General features: G+C 35.1%; 24 protein-coding genes. 8 read left to right on the top strand and 16 right to left on the bottom strand.

Features of this window, described 5'->3' with window-relative positions; all coding sequences use genetic code 11:
- Positions 1–2: 2 nt before the first annotated feature.
- Entirely contained in the window at positions 3–1,166 is a 1,164-nt protein-coding gene (locus ABC346_RS11105) for an exonuclease SbcCD subunit D (protein WP_413234899.1), read from the bottom strand.
- Between the two features lie 149 nt (positions 1,167–1,315).
- Positions 1,316–2,533 (bottom strand): EAL domain-containing protein, encoded by a 1,218-nt coding sequence (locus ABC346_RS11100; protein WP_413234898.1) that lies wholly within the window; start codon positions 2,531–2,533, stop codon positions 1,316–1,318.
- Positions 2,534–2,787: 254 nt separating this feature from the next.
- On the opposite strand from ABC346_RS11100, the gene qoxA reads away from it, so the two are divergent.
- From qoxA to qoxD, 4 genes are read left to right on the top strand one after another with little or no spacing between them, the layout of a single operon-like run.
- Complete coding sequence (gene qoxA, locus ABC346_RS11095) at positions 2,788–3,672, top strand: cytochrome aa3 quinol oxidase subunit II (RefSeq protein WP_413234897.1); 885 nt, start codon at positions 2,788–2,790, stop codon at positions 3,670–3,672.
- 47 nt (positions 3,673–3,719) lie between these two features.
- On the top strand, positions 3,720–5,672 hold the full coding sequence (gene qoxB / locus ABC346_RS11090) for a cytochrome aa3 quinol oxidase subunit I (RefSeq protein WP_413234896.1): 1,953 nt from the start codon (positions 3,720–3,722) through the stop codon (positions 5,670–5,672).
- Positions 5,669–6,265, top strand: a complete 597-nt coding sequence (locus tag ABC346_RS11085) for a cytochrome (ubi)quinol oxidase subunit III (RefSeq protein WP_379605015.1) — start codon at positions 5,669–5,671, stop codon at positions 6,263–6,265. Before qoxB ends, ABC346_RS11085 begins: the two co-directional genes overlap by 4 nt.
- Position 6,266: 1 nt before the next feature.
- A complete protein-coding gene (qoxD, locus tag ABC346_RS11080) occupies positions 6,267–6,551 on the top strand; it encodes a cytochrome aa3 quinol oxidase subunit IV (protein ID WP_011066648.1) in 285 nt (94 codons plus the stop codon).
- A 50-nt stretch (positions 6,552–6,601) separates the two neighbouring features.
- Here qoxD and ABC346_RS11075 read toward each other — a convergent pair whose 3' ends face one another.
- On the bottom strand, positions 6,602–6,835 hold the full coding sequence (locus ABC346_RS11075; RefSeq protein ID WP_413234895.1) for a hypothetical protein: 234 nt from the start codon (positions 6,833–6,835) through the stop codon (positions 6,602–6,604).
- 202 nt (positions 6,836–7,037) lie between these two features.
- On the opposite strand from ABC346_RS11075, the gene ABC346_RS11070 reads away from it, so the two are divergent.
- Complete coding sequence (locus tag ABC346_RS11070; RefSeq protein ID WP_413234894.1) at positions 7,038–7,775, top strand: processed acidic surface protein; 738 nt, start codon at positions 7,038–7,040, stop codon at positions 7,773–7,775.
- A gap of 215 nt (positions 7,776–7,990) precedes the next feature.
- Here ABC346_RS11070 and ABC346_RS11065 read toward each other — a convergent pair whose 3' ends face one another.
- The 7 genes from ABC346_RS11065 to trhA all read right to left on the bottom strand — a co-directional run bounded on the left by ABC346_RS11065 (position 7,991) and on the right by trhA (position 15,728).
- Positions 7,991–8,722: a YkgJ family cysteine cluster protein gene (locus ABC346_RS11065; protein ID WP_413234893.1), complete on the bottom strand. Its 732-nt coding sequence runs from the start codon at positions 8,720–8,722 to the stop codon at positions 7,991–7,993.
- A gap of 135 nt (positions 8,723–8,857) precedes the next feature.
- Positions 8,858–9,781 carry an oligopeptide ABC transporter permease gene (opp4C, locus tag ABC346_RS11060; RefSeq protein ID WP_413234892.1) on the bottom strand — a complete coding sequence of 308 codons (924 nt, stop codon included), beginning with the start codon at positions 9,779–9,781 and terminating at the stop codon, positions 8,858–8,860.
- A gap of 11 nt (positions 9,782–9,792) precedes the next feature.
- Entirely contained in the window at positions 9,793–10,761 is a 969-nt protein-coding gene (locus ABC346_RS11055) for an ABC transporter permease (protein ID WP_413234891.1), read from the bottom strand.
- 246 nt (positions 10,762–11,007) lie between these two features.
- Positions 11,008–12,804 carry a peptide-binding protein gene (locus ABC346_RS11050; protein WP_413234890.1) on the bottom strand — a complete coding sequence of 599 codons (1,797 nt, stop codon included), beginning with the start codon at positions 12,802–12,804 and terminating at the stop codon, positions 11,008–11,010.
- 93 nt (positions 12,805–12,897) lie between these two features.
- A complete protein-coding gene (locus tag ABC346_RS11045) occupies positions 12,898–13,890 on the bottom strand; it encodes an ABC transporter ATP-binding protein (protein WP_413234889.1) in 993 nt (330 codons plus the stop codon).
- Complete coding sequence (locus tag ABC346_RS11040; protein WP_413234888.1) at positions 13,887–14,882, bottom strand: ABC transporter ATP-binding protein; 996 nt, start codon at positions 14,880–14,882, stop codon at positions 13,887–13,889. The genes ABC346_RS11045 and ABC346_RS11040 overlap by 4 nt, the downstream gene beginning before the upstream one ends.
- 204 nt (positions 14,883–15,086) lie before the next feature.
- Positions 15,087–15,728, bottom strand: a complete 642-nt coding sequence (gene trhA, locus ABC346_RS11035; RefSeq protein WP_413234887.1) for a PAQR family membrane homeostasis protein TrhA — start codon at positions 15,726–15,728, stop codon at positions 15,087–15,089.
- 158 nt (positions 15,729–15,886) lie between these two features.
- Here trhA and ABC346_RS11030 point away from each other — a divergent pair, with 158 nt between their 5' ends.
- Together ABC346_RS11030 and ABC346_RS11025 are read left to right on the top strand one after the other, a co-directional pair.
- Positions 15,887–16,108 carry a hypothetical protein gene (locus ABC346_RS11030; protein WP_413234886.1) on the top strand — a complete coding sequence of 74 codons (222 nt, stop codon included), beginning with the start codon at positions 15,887–15,889 and terminating at the stop codon, positions 16,106–16,108.
- Positions 16,105–16,434 carry a YolD-like family protein gene (locus ABC346_RS11025; RefSeq protein ID WP_413234885.1) on the top strand — a complete coding sequence of 110 codons (330 nt, stop codon included), beginning with the start codon at positions 16,105–16,107 and terminating at the stop codon, positions 16,432–16,434. Before ABC346_RS11030 ends, ABC346_RS11025 begins: the two co-directional genes overlap by 4 nt.
- Positions 16,435–16,458: 24 nt before the next feature.
- Here ABC346_RS11025 and ABC346_RS11020 read toward each other — a convergent pair whose 3' ends face one another.
- From ABC346_RS11020 to mmgD, 4 genes are all read right to left on the bottom strand, one after another.
- Positions 16,459–16,689, bottom strand: coding sequence for a hypothetical protein (locus ABC346_RS11020; RefSeq protein WP_413234884.1), 231 nt, complete (start codon positions 16,687–16,689; stop codon positions 16,459–16,461).
- Positions 16,690–16,873: 184 nt separating this feature from the next.
- Positions 16,874–17,779: a methylisocitrate lyase gene (gene prpB / locus ABC346_RS11015; RefSeq protein WP_413234883.1), complete on the bottom strand. Its 906-nt coding sequence runs from the start codon at positions 17,777–17,779 to the stop codon at positions 16,874–16,876.
- Positions 17,780–17,792: 13 nt separating this feature from the next.
- Complete coding sequence (locus ABC346_RS11010; RefSeq protein WP_413234882.1) at positions 17,793–19,229, bottom strand: bifunctional 2-methylcitrate dehydratase/aconitate hydratase; 1,437 nt, start codon at positions 19,227–19,229, stop codon at positions 17,793–17,795.
- Between the two features lie 24 nt (positions 19,230–19,253).
- Positions 19,254–20,366, bottom strand: a complete 1,113-nt coding sequence (gene mmgD, locus ABC346_RS11005) for a citrate synthase (protein WP_413234881.1) — start codon at positions 20,364–20,366, stop codon at positions 19,254–19,256.
- 166 nt (positions 20,367–20,532) lie between these two features.
- Between mmgD and ABC346_RS11000 the strand changes: the two genes are divergently transcribed.
- Positions 20,533–21,402, top strand: a complete 870-nt coding sequence (locus ABC346_RS11000; protein WP_413234880.1) for a LysR family transcriptional regulator — start codon at positions 20,533–20,535, stop codon at positions 21,400–21,402.
- Positions 21,403–21,555: 153 nt separating this feature from the next.
- On the opposite strand, the gene chbG is transcribed toward ABC346_RS11000, so the two are convergent.
- Both chbG and ABC346_RS10990 read right to left on the bottom strand, forming a co-directional pair.
- A complete protein-coding gene (gene chbG, locus ABC346_RS10995) occupies positions 21,556–22,254 on the bottom strand; it encodes a chitin disaccharide deacetylase (RefSeq protein ID WP_413234879.1) in 699 nt (232 codons plus the stop codon).
- 17 nt (positions 22,255–22,271) lie between these two features.
- The gene (locus tag ABC346_RS10990) at positions 22,272–23,000 is read right to left on the bottom strand and encodes a GntR family transcriptional regulator (protein ID WP_413234878.1); all 729 of its coding nucleotides are present in this window, start codon (positions 22,998–23,000) and stop codon (positions 22,272–22,274) included.
- Positions 23,001–23,145: the final 145 nt, after the last annotated feature.

The raw sequence follows: 23,145 nt of genomic DNA, 5'->3' as shown, positions 1-23,145 counted from the left end.
ATTCACTTCATCTTGACTTCTTCGTGTTCTTCCTTATTTAATTCATCCATTATCTTTTTAATAATTTCAGTTGCCTCTTCAGAAGGTCCTTCACCTTTTACTTCTTTATAAAAGGCATGGAAGAGTTCCATTTCATTCATTTTTGTCTTTGGTATTGAATCTTCTTCTTTTACAAAAATCGGTGATACCTGCACCCGTTCAACATGCATGGCATTTGGAAAAATAGAGCGGATTTTTTCCATCGGTGATAACACTGGAGCTTGATCCATTAATTGAACAAATACATAATCATCGCTTGGTTTTTCGTTAAATATTTCATCTATCGTCATTTTCACACGACGCATATCTCTTCGTGGATGTAAAAGCCTTTTCTCAACAGAGACTTCCCCATTTTCACCAAGCTCTACAATAAGAAAACCTTTTTTATGATTTTCCTCTGAAATAGAATATTTTAAAGGAGATCCCGAATAGCGGATTTTCTCCTCTAATACATAATGCGCTTGATGGAGATGCCCAAGTGCTGTATAGTCAAATATTTTAAAGTGATGTGCATCTACATATTCTGCTCCACCTATGGAAAGCGGACGTTCCGAATCACTCGTATTCTCACGTTCTTCACCAAATGGCGTTACAAAAGCATGTCCAATTGCGACATGCCTTGCATGAGGATCCATATTTTCATGAATTTTTCTTGTTATACATTCTACAGCATCATCATGTGAACGTATGTCATCATTATCTAAAAGTGTGCGTACCGTACTAGGATCTGTGTAAGGAATAAAATGAAAATGCACTTCTCCAAACGAATCTTCTATAATGACTGGTTCTAATTCTGGGGATATTCTGCCAGTAACGTGGTAGCCATTCTCTTTCATTAATCCACTCCCAAAGTGTAGCCTTCCAGGACTATCATGGTTTCCAGCAATAGCTAATACTGGAATATGAAGTCCATGAATTATTTTATCTAATGTCTGGTCTAATAGATGTACTGCATCAACTGGAGGAACTGCCCGATCATATAAGTCTCCGGCAATAATGACAACATCCGGTTGTTCCTTTTCAACTTCCGCAATAAATTGATTTAGTATATACATTTGGTCCTCTGTCATATATGTTCCTTGAACCAGCTTCCCTAAGTGCCAATCTGCAGTATGGAATATTTTCATTATGTCACTCCTTTACATAGATTCTTTTTTATCTCGCATGTAACTTGCAGTAATGTCAGTTCTGTTCAAGGGCAATTAATTTATGCCCTTGAACAGAACTGACATTTATCTGGGGAAGTACGAACTAACTACTGGAATAAAGCTTCATTCTATAATAAACCTTCTTGTTCAAATAAATAACGATAAGGAATATCTAAGAAAATATAACGTCCATCCGCAAGTGGATAAGAATAAGTACGGATTAATTCGGACTTTTCTATATCCGTATACAGATCAGAAAGCAAGCCTTTCTTCTCTAAGTTCATCCGCATCACATTTTCAAAGAAATATGGACGCCAACTCCAGTTTTTATTTAAACCTTCCTTAACCAGTTTCCACGTATCTTGTTGATCCTTTTCGGCGTTGGAAGAGAGTTGAATTCCTTCTTCATCACAAATATAAACACGAAAAGCGAATTCCTTACATGCCTTACCTACATTTAATATAAATTCGTCATAGTTATCAGTTAATGTTGATTGTGCTAAAATACTAGTAAATGTCGCGTGAATTTTTTCAAGAAGTTCCAGTTGCGCTTTACCCTTTTTTCGTTCATATGTAACGAATTGCCTAAAACTATCTTGAATGATTGATTTACAGCTATCAACATCTACAAAATCTTTCTGAGGATGAATTAAGTACCTACCCTGATAATATTGTCCGCCACTTCTCCATGCATAATTAAATTGATTATAGTTGTTAATTCCTTTAAATAAGAGCGATGCACCAATTTTACGTGACAACATGGAAATCGCATGATACACATCTTTGTATAAATGAGGTAATAAATCATCCTTTAGAAAACTAGTATCTACTTTTAATACATTTGGATGTAATGTAGCTAGTTGGTCAAGGATACCATTGGGATTTTCAAGTTGAATACTGACTTTTACACCTAATGTTTTTAAATATTTCATTAGATTAGATAGTTGATCCATATCTTTTGGAAATGCAGTATCTTTCACTTCTAGTATTATTTCATTTAATTTTAATCCTTTTGATTGATATTCTTCAAGTATTGCAAGTAACTGTTCACCATTATTACGAACTAGTAAATCAGCGTCATAATAAAAAGATACTAAACTATTATTTTTCTTTTCCAGTTTATTCTCTATCGCTTTGCGTTGAAGATACGTATTTACTTCTATACGAAATTCATCTGGAATGGATACATCATCAAAAAACCAATCCATACGTTGTAACTTTCCATTCTTATTTTGAAAATAAGCAATCACTTCATATCCAATAATCATTTGCGTATCTGCACTGACGATCGGCTTATAATAAGGAAGTAATTGGTCCATATCTAACATTACATCTAACGGATCCATATCTAATCCCCCTTTCGGCTATTATATCACAGCAAACAATTACCTCACTTCCTTTTTATTTAAAAAAGATGTCAAGCATTCTGTTACAACTTTTTTTGTTATCCATATAAATTCCACATATTCATGAACATTTTGTGAAGCATTTCTCAAACTCTTGTTATTTTAGTTTACGAGTATTAAGATTGTCTCTGACATGTTAACTTGATAGGATTTTACAAACTATCCATAAACATACCGATGAAAGGGGTATCTACATGAAGAAAAAGTGGGCCTATATAATGTTATTAACAGCAACAGCTTTGTTCTTAGCGGGTTGTGAACCATTACTCGTACTTGATCCTAAGGGGCCACAAGCAGCAACGACCGCAAATGTTATATGGATTTCAATTATAACAATGGCAGTAATTGTAATTGTTGTAATAGCAATGCTAGCAGTTGTTTTGTTTAAGTATAGAGCTTCAAAACAAAGTGACGATTATGAGCCACCACACATAGAAGGAAGTCCTATTGTAGAAGGAATTATTGTAGGGGTTCCAGTATTAATTGTAACATTCTTAGCAGTTGTTTCTGTTATTTCTACGTATCAAGTAGAATCTGTACCTGAAGGGTATGAAGATGAAGAGCCTTTAGTTATTTATGCATCGTCTTCTAACTGGAAATGGCACTTTAGTTATCCAGAACAAGATATTGAAACTGTAAACTATGTATTTATACCACAGGATAGAAATGTTGAATTTAGATTATATTCTCATAGTACAATCTCTAGTTTCTGGGTTCCTCAACTAGCTGGTCAGAAATATGCAATGGCTGACATGGTAAATACATTGAACGTAGTTGCAGATCACCCAGGCGATTTTGTAGGAAGAAACTCTAACTTTAATGGTGAAGGTTTTGCAGAAAATATGTTTAATGTAACCGTTATGCCTCATGACGAATTTGACACTTGGATAGAGGAAATTCATGCTACAGCAGATCCTCTTACAGAAGATAAGTTTGAAGAGTTACTAGAACCAGGTCATCTTGGTCAAATGACATTCACAGGAACACATCAAGAATTCAAACCTGCTCCTGAAGGTGAGAATAGTCCTCATAATCATGGACCATCTGAGTCTGAAGATGAAGGGCACGATCACCACTAATTTTTAAGATTCATGCAACAAGAGCATCGAAAGGAGATTCATAAAATATGAATATATTAGAAAGATTTGCCATTCCTCCGCATGACGATCCGATGCTTTATGCATCCTTAGTTGCCATTGCACTTGTTTCTATTGCGGTTGTTGTAGGCATTACCTACTTCAAAAAATGGGGATACCTTTGGAATGAATGGTTGACTACCGTTGACCATAAACGTATCGGAATTATGTATATAATTTCAGCACTTCTCATGCTTTTCCGCGGTGGTGCTGATGGAGTTATGATGCGTCTACAAACTTCAGTACCTGACAACAGTTTCTTAGATGCACAGCATTATAATGAAGTATTTACCACCCATGGTGTGGTTATGATTTTCTTCATGGCCATGGCATTTATTATAGGTTTAATGAACTATGTTATTCCATTGCAAATTGGTGCGCGAGATGTTGCATTCCCTCGCTTAAACGCACTAAGTTTCTGGCTATATTTTGCTGGTGCAATGTTGTTCAATATTTCCTTCGTTGTTGGAGGATCACCAGATGCTGGTTGGACCAACTATTATCCTCTAGCAGGACCAGAATTTAGTGAACATGTTGGTGTTAACTACTACAACTGGGCATTACAGATATCCGGTATTGGTACACTGATGACTGGTATTAACTTTGTAGTCACGATAATGAAAATGCGTGCACCAGGTATGAAATTGATGAAAATGCCAATGTTCACTTGGTCCGCTTTAATTACAAATATTATTATTGTATTTGCATTCCCTGTATTAACAATCGCCCTATTAATGGGTACTCTTGACCGTCAGTTCTTTACGAATTTCTTTACAACATCCGACGGCGGTATGGATATGATGTGGGCAAACTTATTCTGGATATGGGGACATCCGGAAGTATATATCTTGATATTACCTGCATTTGGTATTTACAGTCAGATTATCTCGACATTCTCACAAAGAAACCTATATGGTTATAAATCGATGGTAGCTTCCATGGTTATTATCTCACTATTATCCTTTGTTGTTTGGGTTCACCACTTCTTTACAATGGGTCAAGGTGCACTTACAAACAGTATCTTCTCCATTACAACAATGGCGATAGCAGTTCCAACCGGAATTAAGATATTTAACTGGCTACTGACCATGTGGAAAGGTAAAATTCGATTTACCACACCAATGCTTTATTCCATCGCATTTATTCCTTTATTTACGATTGGAGGAGTAACTGGTGTAATGCTCTCGATCGCAAGTGCTGACTATCAATATCACAACACGATGTTTTTAGTTGCTCACTTCCATAACGTAATTATTCCTGGTGTAGTATTTGCGATGATTGCAGGATTAATTTATTACTGGCCAAAAATGTTTGGTTTCTTACTAAACGAAAGAATTGGTAAATGGGCATTCTGGAATATCGTTATCGGTTTCTGTCTATCCTTCTTCCCAATGTACATCACAGGATTAGACGGGCAAGCACGACGTATGTACACGTATTCGGAAGCTTCTGGTTTCGGTCCATTAAACTTACTATCATTTGGTGGAGTAGCATTATTAACCCTAGGATTTATCCTTCTGGTATTCAATATTTACTATAGTTTCCGTCATGCACCAAGAAATGTTGGAGACGATCCATGGAACGCTCGCTCTTTAGAATGGGCTACGCATAATCCAGTTCCAGAGTATAATTTTGCTGTTACACCAACTGTAGATTCAGAAGAAGCATTTTGGGATTACAAGAAAAACGGATATCAGTTATTCAAAGAACCAATTAGTGACATCCATATGCCAAATAACAGTGGTTGGTCCATTATATTAGCAGGTTTCTTCTTTATCTTTGGTTTCTTCTTTGTATTCCATGTATGGGCTGGAGTTATTGTCGGAGCAATAGGAATATTAGGCTGTCTACTATACCGTACATTTGAAAAAGATGATGGTCACCATATCCATAAAGAAGAAATTATTGAGACTGAAAAGAAATTTGGAGGTGACAAGAAATGAAAATAGATTCTAATCAACCTCTTGAGTATAGTACCGAACAAAATAAGATGAATATCCTTGGTTTTTGGATATTCTTAGGTGCAGAGATCATGTTATTTGCTACACTGTTTACAAGCTACTTTATTTATGAAAGTCGTGTCGGTTCTGGTCCAGGCGCAGCAGAAATCTTCGAAATTGGACCTGTAATCATTAATACGATGATTTTATTAACAAGTAGTTTTACAATTGGTTTAGCAATACATGCAATGCGAATCCAACGTACTAAAGCAATGATCGGTTTTCTGATTGTTACACTCGCACTTGGTGCAGCCTTTGTCAGTGTTGAAATCTATGAGTTTATCCATTTCTATCACTTAAACGCAACATTACAAACAAGTGGTTTCACCGCAACACTATTCACTACCCTAGCAACACACGGAGCGCACGTTACATTTGGTCTATTCTGGGGAATAATGATTATTATTCAATTAGTGAAGCATGGCTTAACTGCTCAGACAGCGAATAAATCATTTATATTCTCATTATATTGGCACTTCCTTGATGTAATGTGGATCTTCATCTTTAGCTTTGTGTACTTGAAAGGAATGATGTAACATGAGAGAATTATTTCCTATGAAGCAGGTTAACGGATTTATCTTTTCCCTGCTCCTCACAGTGATTGCTCTGAGCGTCTACTTTTTAGACATGTCCTTTGCAATGGGGCTAACAATTCTTATTGTTACAGCATTCATTCAAGCTGGAGTACAATTAATTGTATTTATGCACGCAGGAGAAAGTGAAGATAAAGGTACAATATATACTAGTATATATTACGGTGCATTGATTGCATTGCTCACCGTATTCGGATCATTACTTGCAATGGTTTGGGGATATATGTAATTTGAAAAAGCCAAAGGCAAAAGTGCCTTTGGCTTTTTATATGCGTATCATTAATATAAATTTGTTCGTTGTTCTTTCTTATTAACAAAAGATTCCTCCGTTGCTACTAAGAAAATACCCATTATAAAGATGAAAGTTGCGCCCATTACCAACCCTATACCGATAGCAGTCACTGTCGGTAAACCGCTTACAAAGTATCCATAAATAAATAATAATGATCCAATTGTAATTAACGTACCACAAATAATTGACACATATTTCAGCAATTTTTGATTGATATCCATGAAACTTCATCCCCTTTGTTTACATTATGATACATGTTCAAAAAGTTGTCAATAAATTGGTTACAATTTCATGAACTAAGATATTAAAACTTGACTTTAGGTCTTTTGATTTATTTTTTTGCACATCACAGGTTAATCGTAGCAATTTAGGCGTTAACAATTTATACTAAATTTGTATTTTAATTCTTATAGGAGGTTTCATATGCGTAACAAATTTTTATCTGCACTATTTATTATTATGTTTAGCTTCACGATTATTCCAACTGTTGTATTTGCTCTTGAAGCAGACGATCCAGAATTCGAAGCATTTCTCGAGGAAATTGATTGGGATAAGGAAGAATACATTGAATACTTAGATAGTAAGTATTATTCTCTTGATGGTCTTCCTAGCACCGAATACTTAGGTATTCCTGTAACTGAAAAAACGTTAGAAGAAATTTATAATACCTATGACATAACACACGAAGAGTTAAATGAAAAATTAAGAGAGAATGGACAACTATTAGAAAATGAAGATGTGATTGAGTCTACTTGGTTTTTATTTATTGAGGATGTAGCATATGCGCTAGATCAAGGAGTAGAAGATTCTGGTGAATTTGCTGAAATAACAGATTGGGACGAAGAAATCACGGAGGAAAATATTCAAGGTCTACTTGAGTATTATGATTTTAGTTCTTCTGAAGAATTAGAAGAGTACTTAAATAGTATGAACGATTCTATCGAAAACTACGAGACAATTTGGGAACTCGAGTTAGCAGTTGACTCTTATATAGCTGGTCAAGATTTTACTTCTGATGGAACAGATGATTTTTCTGAGGGTTTCGATAATGGAATGGACTTGAGTATATGGGATACGGAGAGTTATTTCCCTACTTCAGATCCAAATTTTAACGTACTTATGGGATTAATGCCAATTGCATTTCAGGCAATCTTTTTTTAGTATAAGGTGAAATAGGTATTTACATTTAATTTTTAAAATGAGGTTAGACTATAAAATATTAATTAAAAGGACCAATATACACATCAATAAAATACTTTCTATGTACATTGCGCTTCTTTTTTATTAATTTTTTTATTTGTCTAACCTTTTTTATATCTTCTCATATATCCGGCAGTAATCCTCATTGAATAAAAGTTTGCTTGTTCGCTTTCTTACTAAGTTAATGATTTGTTCATCCAGTTAAACAAATAATCTGTCTGATATAAGTCATTTGGATATGTAATTTCACCTGTATCTCCATCCTCATAGGCCCACCGAATAAATTCATTTAATGCTGATATATATGGTTCATAAAGAAATTCAAAACTAACCGTTTCTTTTGGAAGTAAATTTTCTTTACATAATAGTGGATCAGAATAGCTCATATATGTTCTACAGGGTATTGGACGTATCTCGTAAGCCATACATTGATTCGTTTTCGTATCTAGCATTACACAAGGGAGTTGTAATTTTTTATATGCTAACTTCACATCATGAATATCCTCTTCCATATTATCAGGGACTTGCTCAAGGATATGCTTATATTTGCTAAAATATTGGTCAATATGATGGTATAATTTTTCTTTCTGTTCAGAATCAAAATTATTCATAGACATCTGAAGTAACTTAGCTTCCAATTTTGTTATAATAATTGGAAAATAGCAGCAAAAAGCACAGCCCATTTGACAAGTCGGTTGTAAAGACACCTTGTCTTCCATAGTAGAAATTTCATTAGATACTATTTTTAATAACCCCTGGAATACCCCTTTTAATTTATCATTAATTGGCTTTTCCGTTTCATCCCAATCTTCAATTACTTCATAAAATAAGTCTTCATTTATATCATAAGTTTCACTTATTTCATCACACTTTTTCCTTACTTGTTCATAATTCAAACCTTTTAGCATTTGCTTCTATCTCCTTATAACTGTCTCCTTCCTATTGTTACGTATAACCTAAAAAAAGTAAATCCTTTTTGTACATAAGAATACCGCAAGAAATCAATGTACAAGATATTGATTTCTTGCGGTATACATTTTCATTTAGCGTTGATTACTTTTCGGATCAAATGCATCTCTTAAACCGTCTCCAATGAAATTAATGGCAAGCACTGTAATAAAAATAGCAAGCCCTGGAGGCACCCATGCTTCCGGATGGTCACGTAAAATCCGAATATTTTGCGCTTCAGATATCATATTCCCCCAAGTTGGTGTTGGTTGTGGAATCCCAAATCCTATAAAACTCAACCCAGATTCTATAATGATATAAGAAGCCATCATAAGTGTCGCATTTACGACAATTGGGCCAACTGCATTTGGTATAAAATGCTTAAATATAATTCGAAAATCATTTGCTCCAATAGCATGTGCGCTCAATACAAATTCTTGTTCACGCAAGGATAAATATGTTCCTCTAATAATCCTTGTTAAACTTGGCCATGACGTTAGTGCAATTGTTGTAACAAATAAACCAATAGTAACATTATCAATTACAGCCATTATAGTAAGTACCAATACTAAAAATGGTAACATTAACATAATGTCTGCCCCACGCATAATTACACTGTCTACTTTCCCACCATAGTATCCAGCTAGTGAACCTAATACAACACCAATTACTAATGTAAAGAACATTGCACTAAATCCAACAATTAAAGATATCCTTCCTCCGTATAGAAGACGGGAAAAATTATCTTGTCCAACTCCATTTGTCCCTAATATATGTTCTTCACTTGGACCTTTCTCAATCTTTAATAGATCCGTTTTTTCAGGATCAAGGTCAGTAAATAATGGAGCAAATATACAGATTAAAATAATTAATATCAATACGATAAGACTAATTAATGCTAGTTTATTTTTTAAAAATCTACTTAATCCTATTTGAAAAGGACTTTTACTTTTTTGTTTTTTGGATAATATACCTTCTTCAGGAGCACTAGGCACTGGTTCTTGTGGCATTGATTGCATTTTCACTCACCTCAATCATAACGAATTCTAGGATCAATAACACTATACAAAATATCAGCAACTAAATTTCCAACTAAGACGAGAACACCCAAAATCATTGCAATTGCCATTACAACTGGGTAGTCACGATTGGTAACAGAGCTTAGAAACAGCGTTCCTAGTCCAGGGTATTGAAATACTTGTTCTGTGATAACAGCACCACCAAGCAGAATTCCAATTTCAAATCCCATTAAGGTAACAATCGGTAATAATGCATTTCGTAGGGTATGTTTATAAAGAACATTTCTCTCTGACATTCCTTTTGCTCGTGCAGTGCGAATATAATCACTACCTAAAACGCCCAGTACCTCAGATCGCATATATCTCATGTATGTTGCTGTACCAGCTAACCCTAGTGTTATCCCCGGTAGAATCATATGATGGATTCGATCAGCAAAACCACTAAAACCTGATGCTCCAGGAGAAGACAGTGTTCCTTGTGCAGGAAACCATCCAAGTTTAATAGATAAAAAGTAAATTGCCATCAAACCAAAAAAGAAATTTGGTATAGCTAGTCCTAAAAAGCCGAATCCAGTTGCAGTATAATCTATTAATGAATATGGTTTTCTAGCAGAATAAATACCTATCGGTATAGATACAACTAATGTAATTAATAATGCAAACACACCTAAGTATACTGTATTCATTATCCTATCCTGAATTAATTCCATTACGGAACGACCGTTAAATACAAGTGAGTTACCAAAATCTCCCTGAGCTACACCTGATATCCATCTACCATAACGAACCGGTATAGGGTCATTTAAGCCGAGTGCTTCTCTCTGCTTTTCGTACACTTCAGGATCTACTCTTGGATCTGCAAGTTGCTGTCCAGTCAGTGCGTCTCCAGGAGCTAATTGAGCAAGCGTAAAAACAATAATAGTTAAAGCTAAAAGCATCGGGAAAAATACTAATACTCTTCGTATAATATATTTCGTCATGTCATTCCCACCTTAATGTTTTTTCCTAGGAACATATATGTAAGTCCTTGTTGGTATGAACTATGCTCTTTAGTAATGGGATTCGATTTTTCTACTACCTCTACACAGCAAATAAAGAAACGACAGAAAAGAATAAATGTTGAATTGGAATATCTCGTTATCACTCAACTCGAATCTTACAGTTCCTTAAGAGCAAAATAGAAAGGAGCATACGGCCACAAATCGCACGCTCCTATACATATACTATTACTCAGAAACCCACCATAGGTGTGAATCATTTATAAAACTATATGGCATTGGATCTATTCCATTTAGGCGTTTATTATGGCCGTAAATTTTATTTTGCGCGTAAAGTAATAGCGCTGGAAGTTCATCTGAAAATAAACCTTGCCATTCACTATACTTTTCCTCACGAAAGCTTTGTTCAAAAGCATCAGGTGGTGTTAATGCATCAGCAATCAATTGATCCGATTCTTCGTTATTCCAGCGACCATAGTTATAAGGGTCTACACTTCTCCATAATCCAGATGGATCTGGGTCCCCACTTCCTAAACTCCAACCTAGTAAATATATATCCCAATCCGTATTATCATTTGTTAATTCTTCTACATATGCAGTCATTTCCTTCGGTTGACGTAGATCGATTTTAATTCCAGCCTCCTCTAAGAATTGTGCTAATATTGGAGCGGATTGTTCACGAAGCGCATTTCCGGTCGGATAATTAATGTTAACAATCCATTCTTCTCCATCCGGAGTCTCTCGGAATCCATCATCATTGGTATCAACGTATCCAGCTTCATCAAGCAATTCTGCTGCTTTTTCTGGATTATATTCATATGCTGTAGTTGCCTCCTCATCATATGCCCAAAATTGTTGTGCAATTGGAGCGTTAATAACAGATCCATGCCCATGCAGTAAATTATCAACAATAGCTTGACGATCAATTGCATATGCCATTGCTTGACGAACAAGTTTTTCTCCCACATCTTCATTTACTTCCCAATTAGCTGGATCAATCGTTCCACTTTCAACATCTGCGTCTGTTCTATGATTCATTTTAAAGCCCATTAATTGATAACCAAAATCAGTCTGTTCAATAACTTCTACATGTTCCATCCCATCTACATCTTCAAAATCAGCTGCAGGAACACCATTTGGATCAGAGATAAAATCAATTTCTCCGTTTTCTAAAAGACCAAGCATAACCGACTGATCTACAATTCTCCATACGATTTGATCTAGGTATGGTTCGTCCTTCCAATAATCAGCATGCTTTTCTAGGATATATTGTTCTCGTTCAAGCATTTCAGTAAATTTAAATGGACCCGTTCCGATTACTTCACCAGCATTTAAAGTCGCTGGATGAGAAGGCATTTCCTCAATTGGTACATCTGCAAAAATATGTTCTGGTATAATTGAAAATGCTACATCCTTCAAAATAGTTACATTTGGTTCTTCGAATTTAAAGGTAACCGTATAATCACCATCTGCAACAACACCCTCAAATTCATCTGTCTCTCCGCTATTAAATGCTTCATAGCCTACTAGTTTCTCTACATATTCAGTACGTACACCACCTGCTTCGATGTATCCAGGAGATGCAATCGATTTGTACGTAAAGACAACATCATCTGCTGTGAATTCTTCACCATCATGCCACTTAACGCCTTCTTCTAAGTTTAGCGTGATTTCTGTGTTATCATCATTGATTTCCCAATCTTTAGCTAAGTTAGGTCCAAACACTAATTCTTTATCTTGGCTCAATAAACCTTCATGCGTAAAGTCCAAGATATTTGCCTCATATGCTTCTTCATAGAAGATCGGATTAAAAACCCCAGCTGGTGCAGTATCCATTGCACCAGTAATGGTTCCACCTGATTGTGGTTCTCCAGTAGCCTCTTCACCGCCATCATCATCTTCTTCTGCAGTAGCTGGTTCCTCTGTATCGCCTTCACCTTCATCATTACCTGAACAAGCTACTGCAATTATAGAGACAAACAAGAATAGTACAGCAAGCATCAGTATTCTTTTCCATTTTCCCATTAATTTTCCCCCTTTAAATATCTTTGATAGAGTTACTAACTTAACCATTCGATAACAGAGACATCACCTCCTAATTATGTACTCCATCTTCTGTCAAGAATGCAAATGACAGGCAACGTAATGTCCATCTTCCTTTTTTATTAATGGAGGCTTTTCCAATGCACATTGTTCGAAAGCAAAAGGACAACGTGTACGGAAAGTACAACCACTCGGAGGATCTGCTGGAGACGGTAAATCTCCAGTTAATCTAATTCTCTCTTTAGTTGTTGCTACCTCATCATTCGCTTTAACGACAGGAATAGAAGAAAGTAAAGCTTGTGTATATGGATGCATTGCGTTTTTATATAACGAATGCTTATCCGCAATTTCAACAATTCTTCCTAAATACATAACAGCGACTCGATCACTAATGTGTTTTACTACACTAAGGTCATGCGCTATAAATAAATAGGTTAATCCTAAGTCATCTTGTAAATCTTTCATTAAGTTAAGGACCTGAGCTTGGATAGATACATCTAATGCTGATACTGGTTCGTCACAAATAACAAATTTCGGATTCGTAATTAATGCCCGAGCAATACTTATACGCTGCCTTTGTCCACCAGAAAATTCATGAGGATATTTTAAGCGGTCTTCTGCTCGAAGTCCTACTTTTTCAATAATGTCGATTACTTTTTTCCTTCTCTCTTCTTTGGACAAATTAGTTTGTACAATTAAAGGTTCTTCAATCAATTCTGAAATATTCATTTTAGAATTTAGCGATGCAAATGGATCTTGAAATACCATTTGCATATCTTTTCTATGAATCCGTAATTTTCTTCTACTTAAATGAGATATATCTGTCCCGTTAAACTCGATCTTTCCTTCAGTTGGGTCTAAGAGACGTAGCATCACCCGTCCTAATGTTGACTTACCAGAACCAGATTCTCCTACAATTCCCAGTGTCTCTCCTTCATAAATAGAAAATGAGACATCATCTACTGCCTTTAAATGTCCGATAGTTCTTTTTAAGACTCCACCTTTTATAGGAAAATATTTCTTCACTTCCTTCACATCTACTAAAACATTTGATTCGGCCTGCTTCATTTCTTCACCACCTCTTCTTGATAGAGATAACAACGTACAGAGTGGTTATTATCTTCTTCCACCTTTGTCAATCTTGGAATAGCTTGTTTACATTCCTCCATGACGTAAGGACATCTAGTTGAAAAGCGACAACCGATTGGGAAATCAAATGCAGGTGGTACAGAGCCTTTTATCGTTCCTAATCGTTCGATATCTTGATTTATATCTGGCAAACTTTCTAATAACCCTTTCGTATAGGGATGTTTGGTATGATGTAGTAATTCTGACACGGTTCCTTCTTCTACAATTTGCCCTCCGTACATAACGATAATTCGGTCAGCATATTCTGAAACTACACCTATATCGTGCGTAATTAATAGCACTGCCATATGAAATTTTTCTTTCATCTCTTGTAATAAATCTAGAATTTGCGCTTGTATCGTTACATCAAGGGCGGTAGTAGGTTCATCAGCGATTAATAGTTTAGGGTCACAAGATATCGCCATAGCAATCATGACACGTTGACGCATACCTCCAGATAATTGATGTGGATACTCATCTATAACTTGTTCTGCACGCGGAATTCCTACAAGTTTTAATAAATGTATTGCTTTTACTCTTGCTTTTTGTTTATTTATCTTTTTGTGTTTTCTTAACATTTCGATAATTTGATTTCCAATTGTGTATACTGGATTTAAAGAAGTCATTGGTTCTTGAAAAATCATTCCTATATCATTTCCTCTTATTTTCGTCATTTGCTTAGAGGTAAGATTTTGGATTTCTTCATTATGTAATTTAACAGTTCCGTCAATAATTTCCCCAGGTTTATTAATTAGCTGCATAATTGATAATGCAGTAATACTTTTTCCACTTCCTGATTCTCCTACAATCGCCACTGTCTCTCCTGGGGATACATGGAATGACACTCCATCCACTGCTTTTGCAACTTTTTCTTTTTCTAAATTAAAATATGTTTTTAAATTTGCAACATCAAGTACTGGTTCCTTTTTCATTCGCACACTCCATTCCCAAACTTTTTGGATATTCTTAACTAGGGATATATAACTAGTTAGTAAATTTGAATTCATATTATACTATAACTCATAAACTGTCAACGGAATATACAGAATTTTATTAAAAATACCAAAATTCGACATAATTAAATAAAAAATGCACTTCTTTTTTTAAAAGAAATACATTCGAATATACATTATATTTTATGGTAGTAAAAAGAATAGGACACAAAAGTAATGAAAAATTGTACCCGCAATAACAAATAAATGCCAAATCATATGATGAAATTTAAACCCTCTCCACATGTAAAAAATCGTTCCTAATGTATAGCATAATCCCCCTGCAACGAGGAGGTATACCCCACTACTTTCTAAGTTATTTGTTATTTGTGACCACCCTATTACAATAAGCCAGCCCATCGCTATATATAATAACGTAGAGGTAAATAGGAATCTCTTTACAAAATATACTTTAAATATAATTCCAAATAAAGCGATCCCCCATACAACACCAAAGATACTCCATCCCATCGCTCCTTGAATAACCAATAGAGTAAACGGAGTGTATGTTCCAGCTATAAATAAATAGATAGAGGAATGATCAAGTATCTCAAATACATCTTTTGCTTTTCCTTTTGGTAAAGCATGTACAAATGTAGAAGAAGTATATAAAATCACCATAGTCGCACCAAATATAGTAAATGTCACAACATGTAATGCTGTCCCATTAAGTGCTGATGAAACAATTAACACAACTAATCCAGCTATACTTAATAAAGCGGCAACACCATGAGTTATGGCGTTTGCAATTTCTTCTCCTTTTGTAAAAATATGTGTATTTGCCAATTCAATCATCCTTCTTTCCAAACAATAATATATCTACTGTAAAATATTACATGTCCAAAAGCGAAAAAGCGAATAAAATCGTATGTATATTTTTTTCTGATCATGATATACTTTAGATACAGAACATTTGTTCCTATTTAAAAGAGGAGGTTCGTTCAATGTACCCATTACTTCTTCATTCTACACAACAAAAAGAAAAGATAATAATAATATATATAGATCAGCATGATAATATAACACAACGAACTGTTCAAGTAGTCACGATAAAATCTGATTCGATTCTTGCATTTTGTTATTATCGAAAAGAAATCCGTTCTTTTCATCTTGACCGGATATTGTCTGTTGGGAAATCACCGTGGCAAGTGAGATATGGTGCATGACAATGAATGATCGCGGAAGTATAAAATGGACAGCTATGATGCTACCAGAACATGTCGAATATCTTAGAAAGAAGAAAAAAGAAGCTCAAAAGATTTCTAAACCTGTTATCGATGTTCAGCAACTTGAATATATGGAACAGCAACTACGGTTTGCTACGAACAATAATTCAAGTATCATCATTACTTACTATGATGACGGAAATATACAAACTACTTCGTGTCAGGCATCACATATAAAAATAACAAAGGAATATCTCCAACTATATATGGATAATGATACACTATCACTCCCTCTACACAGCCTTGTGAATATAGAACCTGAATGAGGAGTAGTACTAGATACTCCTCATTCAACCAAAAACTGTATGCTGGAGTAAATTTTCAATTTCAGTCCAATCATATTCTTCTTCCATTTTTTCTTTTATAAATGACAATATATGAACGGCTTCTATCTCAAAATAAAGTATTTGGTCCATAGACGTCATCGGAATATAAGAACCAAATAGTTGAATCCATTTTTTTATTTGATGAACAGGCGCTTCAATCACCTTACTTATTCCTATTAGACTAATAACATACATGGTTTCACCAACCTTATATCTTTTACAGATTAGAATGTATATATGGAACAATTCTATACTAGCGTGCAATAGTGGAAGTACCATGTGATAAGTCTAAAAAAAGTAAGTAATTTATATGACATTGAACAAAAAGAAATATGCACCCCAAAATTCAATCTTTAAGGGTGCATATGAATATATACTATTAATTCTCTTCTAAAACCGTTTTAGCAATACCTTCATCTAAATCTTCAAAATCATCGTAGGAAATTGTCTGGTATAGCTCTTTCCTTGTTTGCATATCCGATAAACCATTCTTTTGACTGCCTTCTTTCCGAATGGTTGAAAAGATTCTTTCATAGGCTTTTGCTGCAACTCGCAAAGATGTAACGGGATATATGACAATGTCAAAGCCCATTTCTTCAAATTCATCTGCTGTTAGATAAGGGGTTTTCCCAAATTCAGTCATATTAGCAAGTAATGGTGCATCAATCTTTTCTGAAGCAAGACGAAATTCTTCCTCATTTTGCAATGCTTCTGGAAATATAATATCCGCTCCTGCTTCCACATACGCTTGTGCTCTTGAAATAGCATCATCCAAGCCTTCAACTGCACGTGCGTCTGTTCGAGCAACAATAACTAGAGTTGGAGCTACTTCTTTAATGGCTGTAATTTTTTGAAGCATCTCTTCTGTACTAACTAACTGTTTTCCATTTAAATGCCCGCACTTTTTGGGCAATTTCTGATCCTCTAATTGTACTGCAGCCACATTCGCCTCTACCATTTCACGTGCGGTTCTGACAACATTTAAAACTCCACCAAAACCTGTGTCTATATCAACAAGAATAGGCAAATTAGTAGCCCGTACAATATCTCTAGCCCTTTCAGCTATCTCTGTTGAAGTAACAATTCCTAAGTCAGGCAAACCACGACTTGCTGTATACGCTGCTCCTGAAAGGTAAAGCGATTGGAACCCTGCTTCTTTGGCAATCAGTCCAGCCATCGCATCATGTGCACCAGGAATTTGAACAATACCTTTTTCACTTACTTGGGATCGAAATTGACTTGCTAACTCTTGTTGTGATATAGGTTGGTCTACTATCCAAGCCATTTATAAGTCCTCCTTATTTTACAAATAAATCAACAAAGTCCGTTGTATTCATTTGTTGTACCTCTTCAAAGTTATTAGTGATCTTTTGTATGCGTTCACTCTGTTTAGCCGTAAATTGTGTAGATAAATTATATGCATACTTCTCCAAAATCTTAGGGACTGCTTCATCACGACGAAAGCGATGTCCTAATGGATATTCACAATCAATAACATCTGTAGAAGTTCCATCTACAAAATGTACTTGTATTGCATTCGCAATTGAACGCTTCTCAGGATCTAAGTAATCCTTTGTATAGGATTCTTTCTCGACGGTTACCATTTTTTCACGTAATTCATCAATACGCGGATCAGCAGCAACATCATCTTCATAATCTTCTGCAGTAATATTTCCTTTCAAAAGCCCGATAGCAGCAATATACTGCAAGCAATGATCTCGGTCAGCCGGATTGTGTAATGGACCTGTCTTATCGATTATACGAATAGCAGATTCATGGGTTGTAATCGTTATTTCTTTAATTTCATCAAGACGTTCTATTATCTCAGAATGCAATTGAACAGCTGCTTCAGCTGCAGTTTGCGCATGAAATTCTGCAGGATACGATACTTTAAATAAGACATTCTCCATCACATAACTGCCTAAAGAACGACTTAACTTTAACTCCTGTCCTTTAAATAGAACATCTTGGAATCCCCAGCCTTTTGCGGTAAGAGCAGTTGCATATCCCATTTCTCCTTTTATAGCCATTAAAGCTAATCGAACTGCTCTACTTGTAGCATCTCCAGCAGCCCAGGACTTTCTTGAACCTGTGTTTGGAAAATGACGATACGTACGTAAACTTGAATTATCAATCCAAGCATTAGATAATGCATTTTGTATCTCTTCTTTCGTACCGCCAAGCATTTTTGTTACAACGGCAGTAGTAGCAATTTTCACATATAAAACATGATCCAATCCAACTCGATTCAAACTATTCTCTAGAGCTAATACACCCTGAATTTCATGTGCTTTAATCATCATTTCAAGTATTTCTTTTACTTTAATAGGCTCTTCACCTTTTTTTAATCTTTCTTGACTTACATAATCAGCAACAGCTAAGATTCCACCTAAATTATCTGACGGATGTCCCCATTCAGCTGCAAGCCAAGTGTCATTGTAATCTAACCAGCGAATCATTGCACCAATGTTAAAGGCACCTTGCACTGGATCCAACACATAGGAAGTACCAGGTACTCTGCTACCATTAGGTACAACTGTACCTGGTGCGATCGGACCTAATAATTTTGTACATTCTGGATAATTCAACGCTAAAATCCCACAACCCAAAGTATCAATTAATACATGATGTGCAGTTCTATATGCTTCTTCACTCGTAATTTCTGTGTGAAGTACATATTCAGCTATCTCTTCTATAATTTGATCTGTCTTATTTATCGTCTTTACTTGTTCCATAAAAATAATGTCCCCTCTCCGAACTTAATAATCTTTTCCGATATATTTCACTCTTGGTCTAAAAATACGATTATTTGCGTGCTGTTCAGCAATATGCGCTGCAAGACCGGCTGTACGCGCACTAAAAAAGATTGGTGTATAGAGCGAAATCGGTATACCCAATTTCCAATAAACAGGAGCTGCATAATAATCCAAATTAGGATACAATCCTTTTTCTTTTTTCATTACTTCCTCTCCTGCTTCACACATTTCCAATAATGTATAATCATTATCTTTTTCACAAAGCTTCTTTAAAGCTTCTTTCGTAATTAGCGCACGCGGATCCATCTTTTTCATATATACTCGATGTCCAAAGCCCATAATTTTCTCTTTATTTTCTAACTTTTTATATAATAATTGTTGAAATTCTTCTACGGAGTCCACTTCATTCAACATATACATAACGGCTTCATTAGCACCGCCATGCAGATTTCCTTTTAGTGAAGATATTGCGCCAGTTAGAGCACCATACATATCTGAGTTAGTGGAAGATATAACTCTCGCAGTAAATGTTGAGTTTGGCATCTCGTGTTCACTATATAAAAGCAATAAACGATCAAATATCTCCACTTCTAAATCTGACGGTTCTTTCCCTGTAATCATGTATAAAAAGTTCGCACTGTAAGATAATTCGTTCGCTGGTTGAATCGCTTCTTGATTGTTTATAATTCGATAACTATTTACAGTTATCGTCGGCAATTGTCCTAGCAGTTGATAAGCACGATCCTTATTATTACTAGCTGAACGATCATCAATTTTCTTATCGTATCCTGCAAGTACAGATAATGCAGTGCGCATTCCATCCATTGGATGTGTTTCCTTTGGTAATAGTTTTAAAATCTCCAATACTGCTTGAGGAACTTCATAATGATCTTTCAACAATTTCTCTGTATTTGTTTTTTCTACTTTTGTTGGTAGATCCCCTTCCAAAAGTAAATGAAGAATATCTAAGTAATCCTGTTTTAAAGATAATTCGATAAGGTCATGCCCATTAATAATAATCTTTTCCTTATCAACGTCTAAAAAAGATATCGCTGTTTCTGAGGCAATCACACCATCTAAACCTGGAACAAATTTTTCTTCTGTCTTCAATTTCATTCCTCCTCATTTTATTTTTGAAAGCGCAGTCAAATGATAGATAACAAATTACCTTTCAACTAATATACCTTTATTATAATATTGATTAGAAAATTAGAAAAATATATAATATTAATAAATAAACATAAAAAATTTCTATATCACATGCTTCGGGAGGGATAAAACCATGCATTTACAGGATTGGCAAATGTTATCTACATTGTATGACACAGAAAATATAACCCAGGCTGCTCATCAATTATTTCTAACACAACCCACCCTTACATCACGGATCAAAAAATTAGAATCCTATTATGGAATACAGATCATTATGAGAAAACGAAGAGGAATTGCTTTTACACCAGAAGGGGAACAATTGGCACATCATGCACAGCATATGTTACAGGAGCAGCGAAAGATTGAAGAAAAATTAGATAATATGAAAAATCAAGTTACAGGTACATTACGCGTAGGAGTTTCAAACTTTTTTGCATCCAATAAAATGCCCAAACTGCTCCAATTATTTAAAGAAGAATATCCTGATGTTGAATGCCAAGTTGTAACTGGATGGAGCAGTGAAATGCATCGATTGCTTTTGAATCATGATGTACATATTAGCTTTATAAAAGGAAACTATCCGTGGAAGGAAAGAAAACAATTATTGTACGAAGAAGAAATTTGCATCGCATCACCTTGGGAGTTTTCTTGGGACGAGTTGCCGGAACTTCCAAGAATTGATTATTATACAGACGATCATATGCGAATGATGGTTGATAATTGGTGGCATCACCATTATACACAAAGTCCCAATATTACAATCCATGTCAATCAGGTTGAAACTTGCAAAGAAATGGTGGTACATGGTTTAGGATATGCAGTGGTTGCTAATCTCGTAGTTAGAAATAACCCAGAATTAATTGTTAAGCCAATCATAGATGAAAATAACGAACTCATTAAAAGACAGACATGGATGTATTACCCTGAAGATGCATTACAAATGAATGTCGTTCGTGCATTTGTAGATTTCATTCAGACCATTGATGTTAAATCTTTATAACCTGAGAAATAATAAGATTGCCAAAAAGACAAAGATATATTTAAAAAACTAGCATATAAGGCCAAGGTGAGACAACAGAGTAAAGTATATTTACCAATTGTATTAATCTGTATGTCTCATCCTGCTTTTTATAAATAATATATTGCCAAAGTTTCACGTTAATTGTACCCAGTCTGGAACTCGCATTTTACAAAGAAGTTCGACTTCCTTTTCACGAGTATACAGATAAGAACTATTTTCTATTAAATCTTCATCTACAAATCCAGGATGTGTCATAATCTCTACAGAAAGAACATTTTCTTCTTTTAATTTTTCAAAAAGATTATCAGTAACACCATCTTGATAGAAGTCAGTCCATAGCTTTTCAGTCCAGCAAATATCTGGATAACCCTTCAACGAATCCGCATAGCGTACAGGGACTTCATATTCCCTAGCTAACCTTAAAATAACATCTACTAATGGTGGCCATGCATGGATATGGTGATGACTATCTATATGATTCAATGTCAAACCAGTTTCCTTAAATGCTTCTAGTTGAGCTCTCCACTCTTTTTCAACTTCTTCTACTAAAGGCGGCTCCATATCTCGATAACTACTGGTAAACTTAAAATCACCATTTGATTGTATCAAAGAAATGGTATCATTTAAGATTGGTTTTCCCCATGTTAAAACAAGATGTACTCCCACTTTCAACTCGTGATTTTTCTTTGCCTGTTCAACAGCATATTCTACTGACAATCCATTCATCATTAGAGTCGTTGATGTAATACATCCTTCTCTATGTGCTTTTATAATTCCATCCGTTACACCTCTCGTTAATCCATAATCGTCCGCATTGATTTCAACTCTCATTGTTATCCCTCCATTATTTAGTCTAATTCTGGATACTTTCGTTCTATTGTAAAGTTAGTCTTATCTCCTCGGAAAAACGACTTTGAAAATTCTATATTTCGTCCCTGTTGATCTTCTGCGATTGTTTCTATGTAAAAACATGGTAGTCCTGGTTCACATTCTAGATATTTACAAATTTGATCATCTGCAAGGGTTATTTCCATATTCTCATAAGTTTTAGCAATAAATACGTTGAACATATCGCTTAGCGACTTATATAAAGAGGTTTCCACATGTGTATGGGTAATTCCTGGTGCAATATACCAGGGTATAAATGCTATTTCATACTGCGTCGGCTGACCATTTGCTTTACGAACACGTTCAATCCGTTGTATGGGGTCTTTCATATTAACATCTAAATAGGAAACAATCACTTCATCAGCTGCAATTACAGAAATATCTAATACTTCAATTTCCGATACTTTCCCTTGAATAGCTAACTGATCACTATAACGCTTGACAGTCTGGGTCAATGTCTGTTTGACTTTCTCATCAGCTACAAATGTTCCACTTCCTTGTTGACGAACTAAATAGCCTTCTAGTGTTAGTTGGTTCAATGCTGTACGTACAGTGGTACGGCTTACATTAAAATCTTTGCAAAGATCTAACTCTGGTGGGATTTTTTCTCCACTTTTGTATTGATTTGTTTTAATTCGATGTAATAACTCCTGCTTAATGTAAGCGTGTAAAGATTGGCTTTTATCCATTACCTTACTCCTCTTTCACTGTTTTTATTTAGTTTACAAGATTTGAAACTAATTGACAATTATTTATGTTATAACAACTAGATAAAATTGTATGGACAATATAAAATTTGTATGATACATTTTTAATTAGTTGTCTAAACATTTT

Origin of the sequence: Oceanobacillus phoenicis, assembly GCF_047238145.1 — a bacterium.
GTDB lineage: Bacteria > Bacillota > Bacilli > Bacillales > Amphibacillaceae > Oceanobacillus.
Note: the sequence above shows the minus strand (reverse complement) of the source record. Positions and strands in the feature narration are given on the sequence as shown.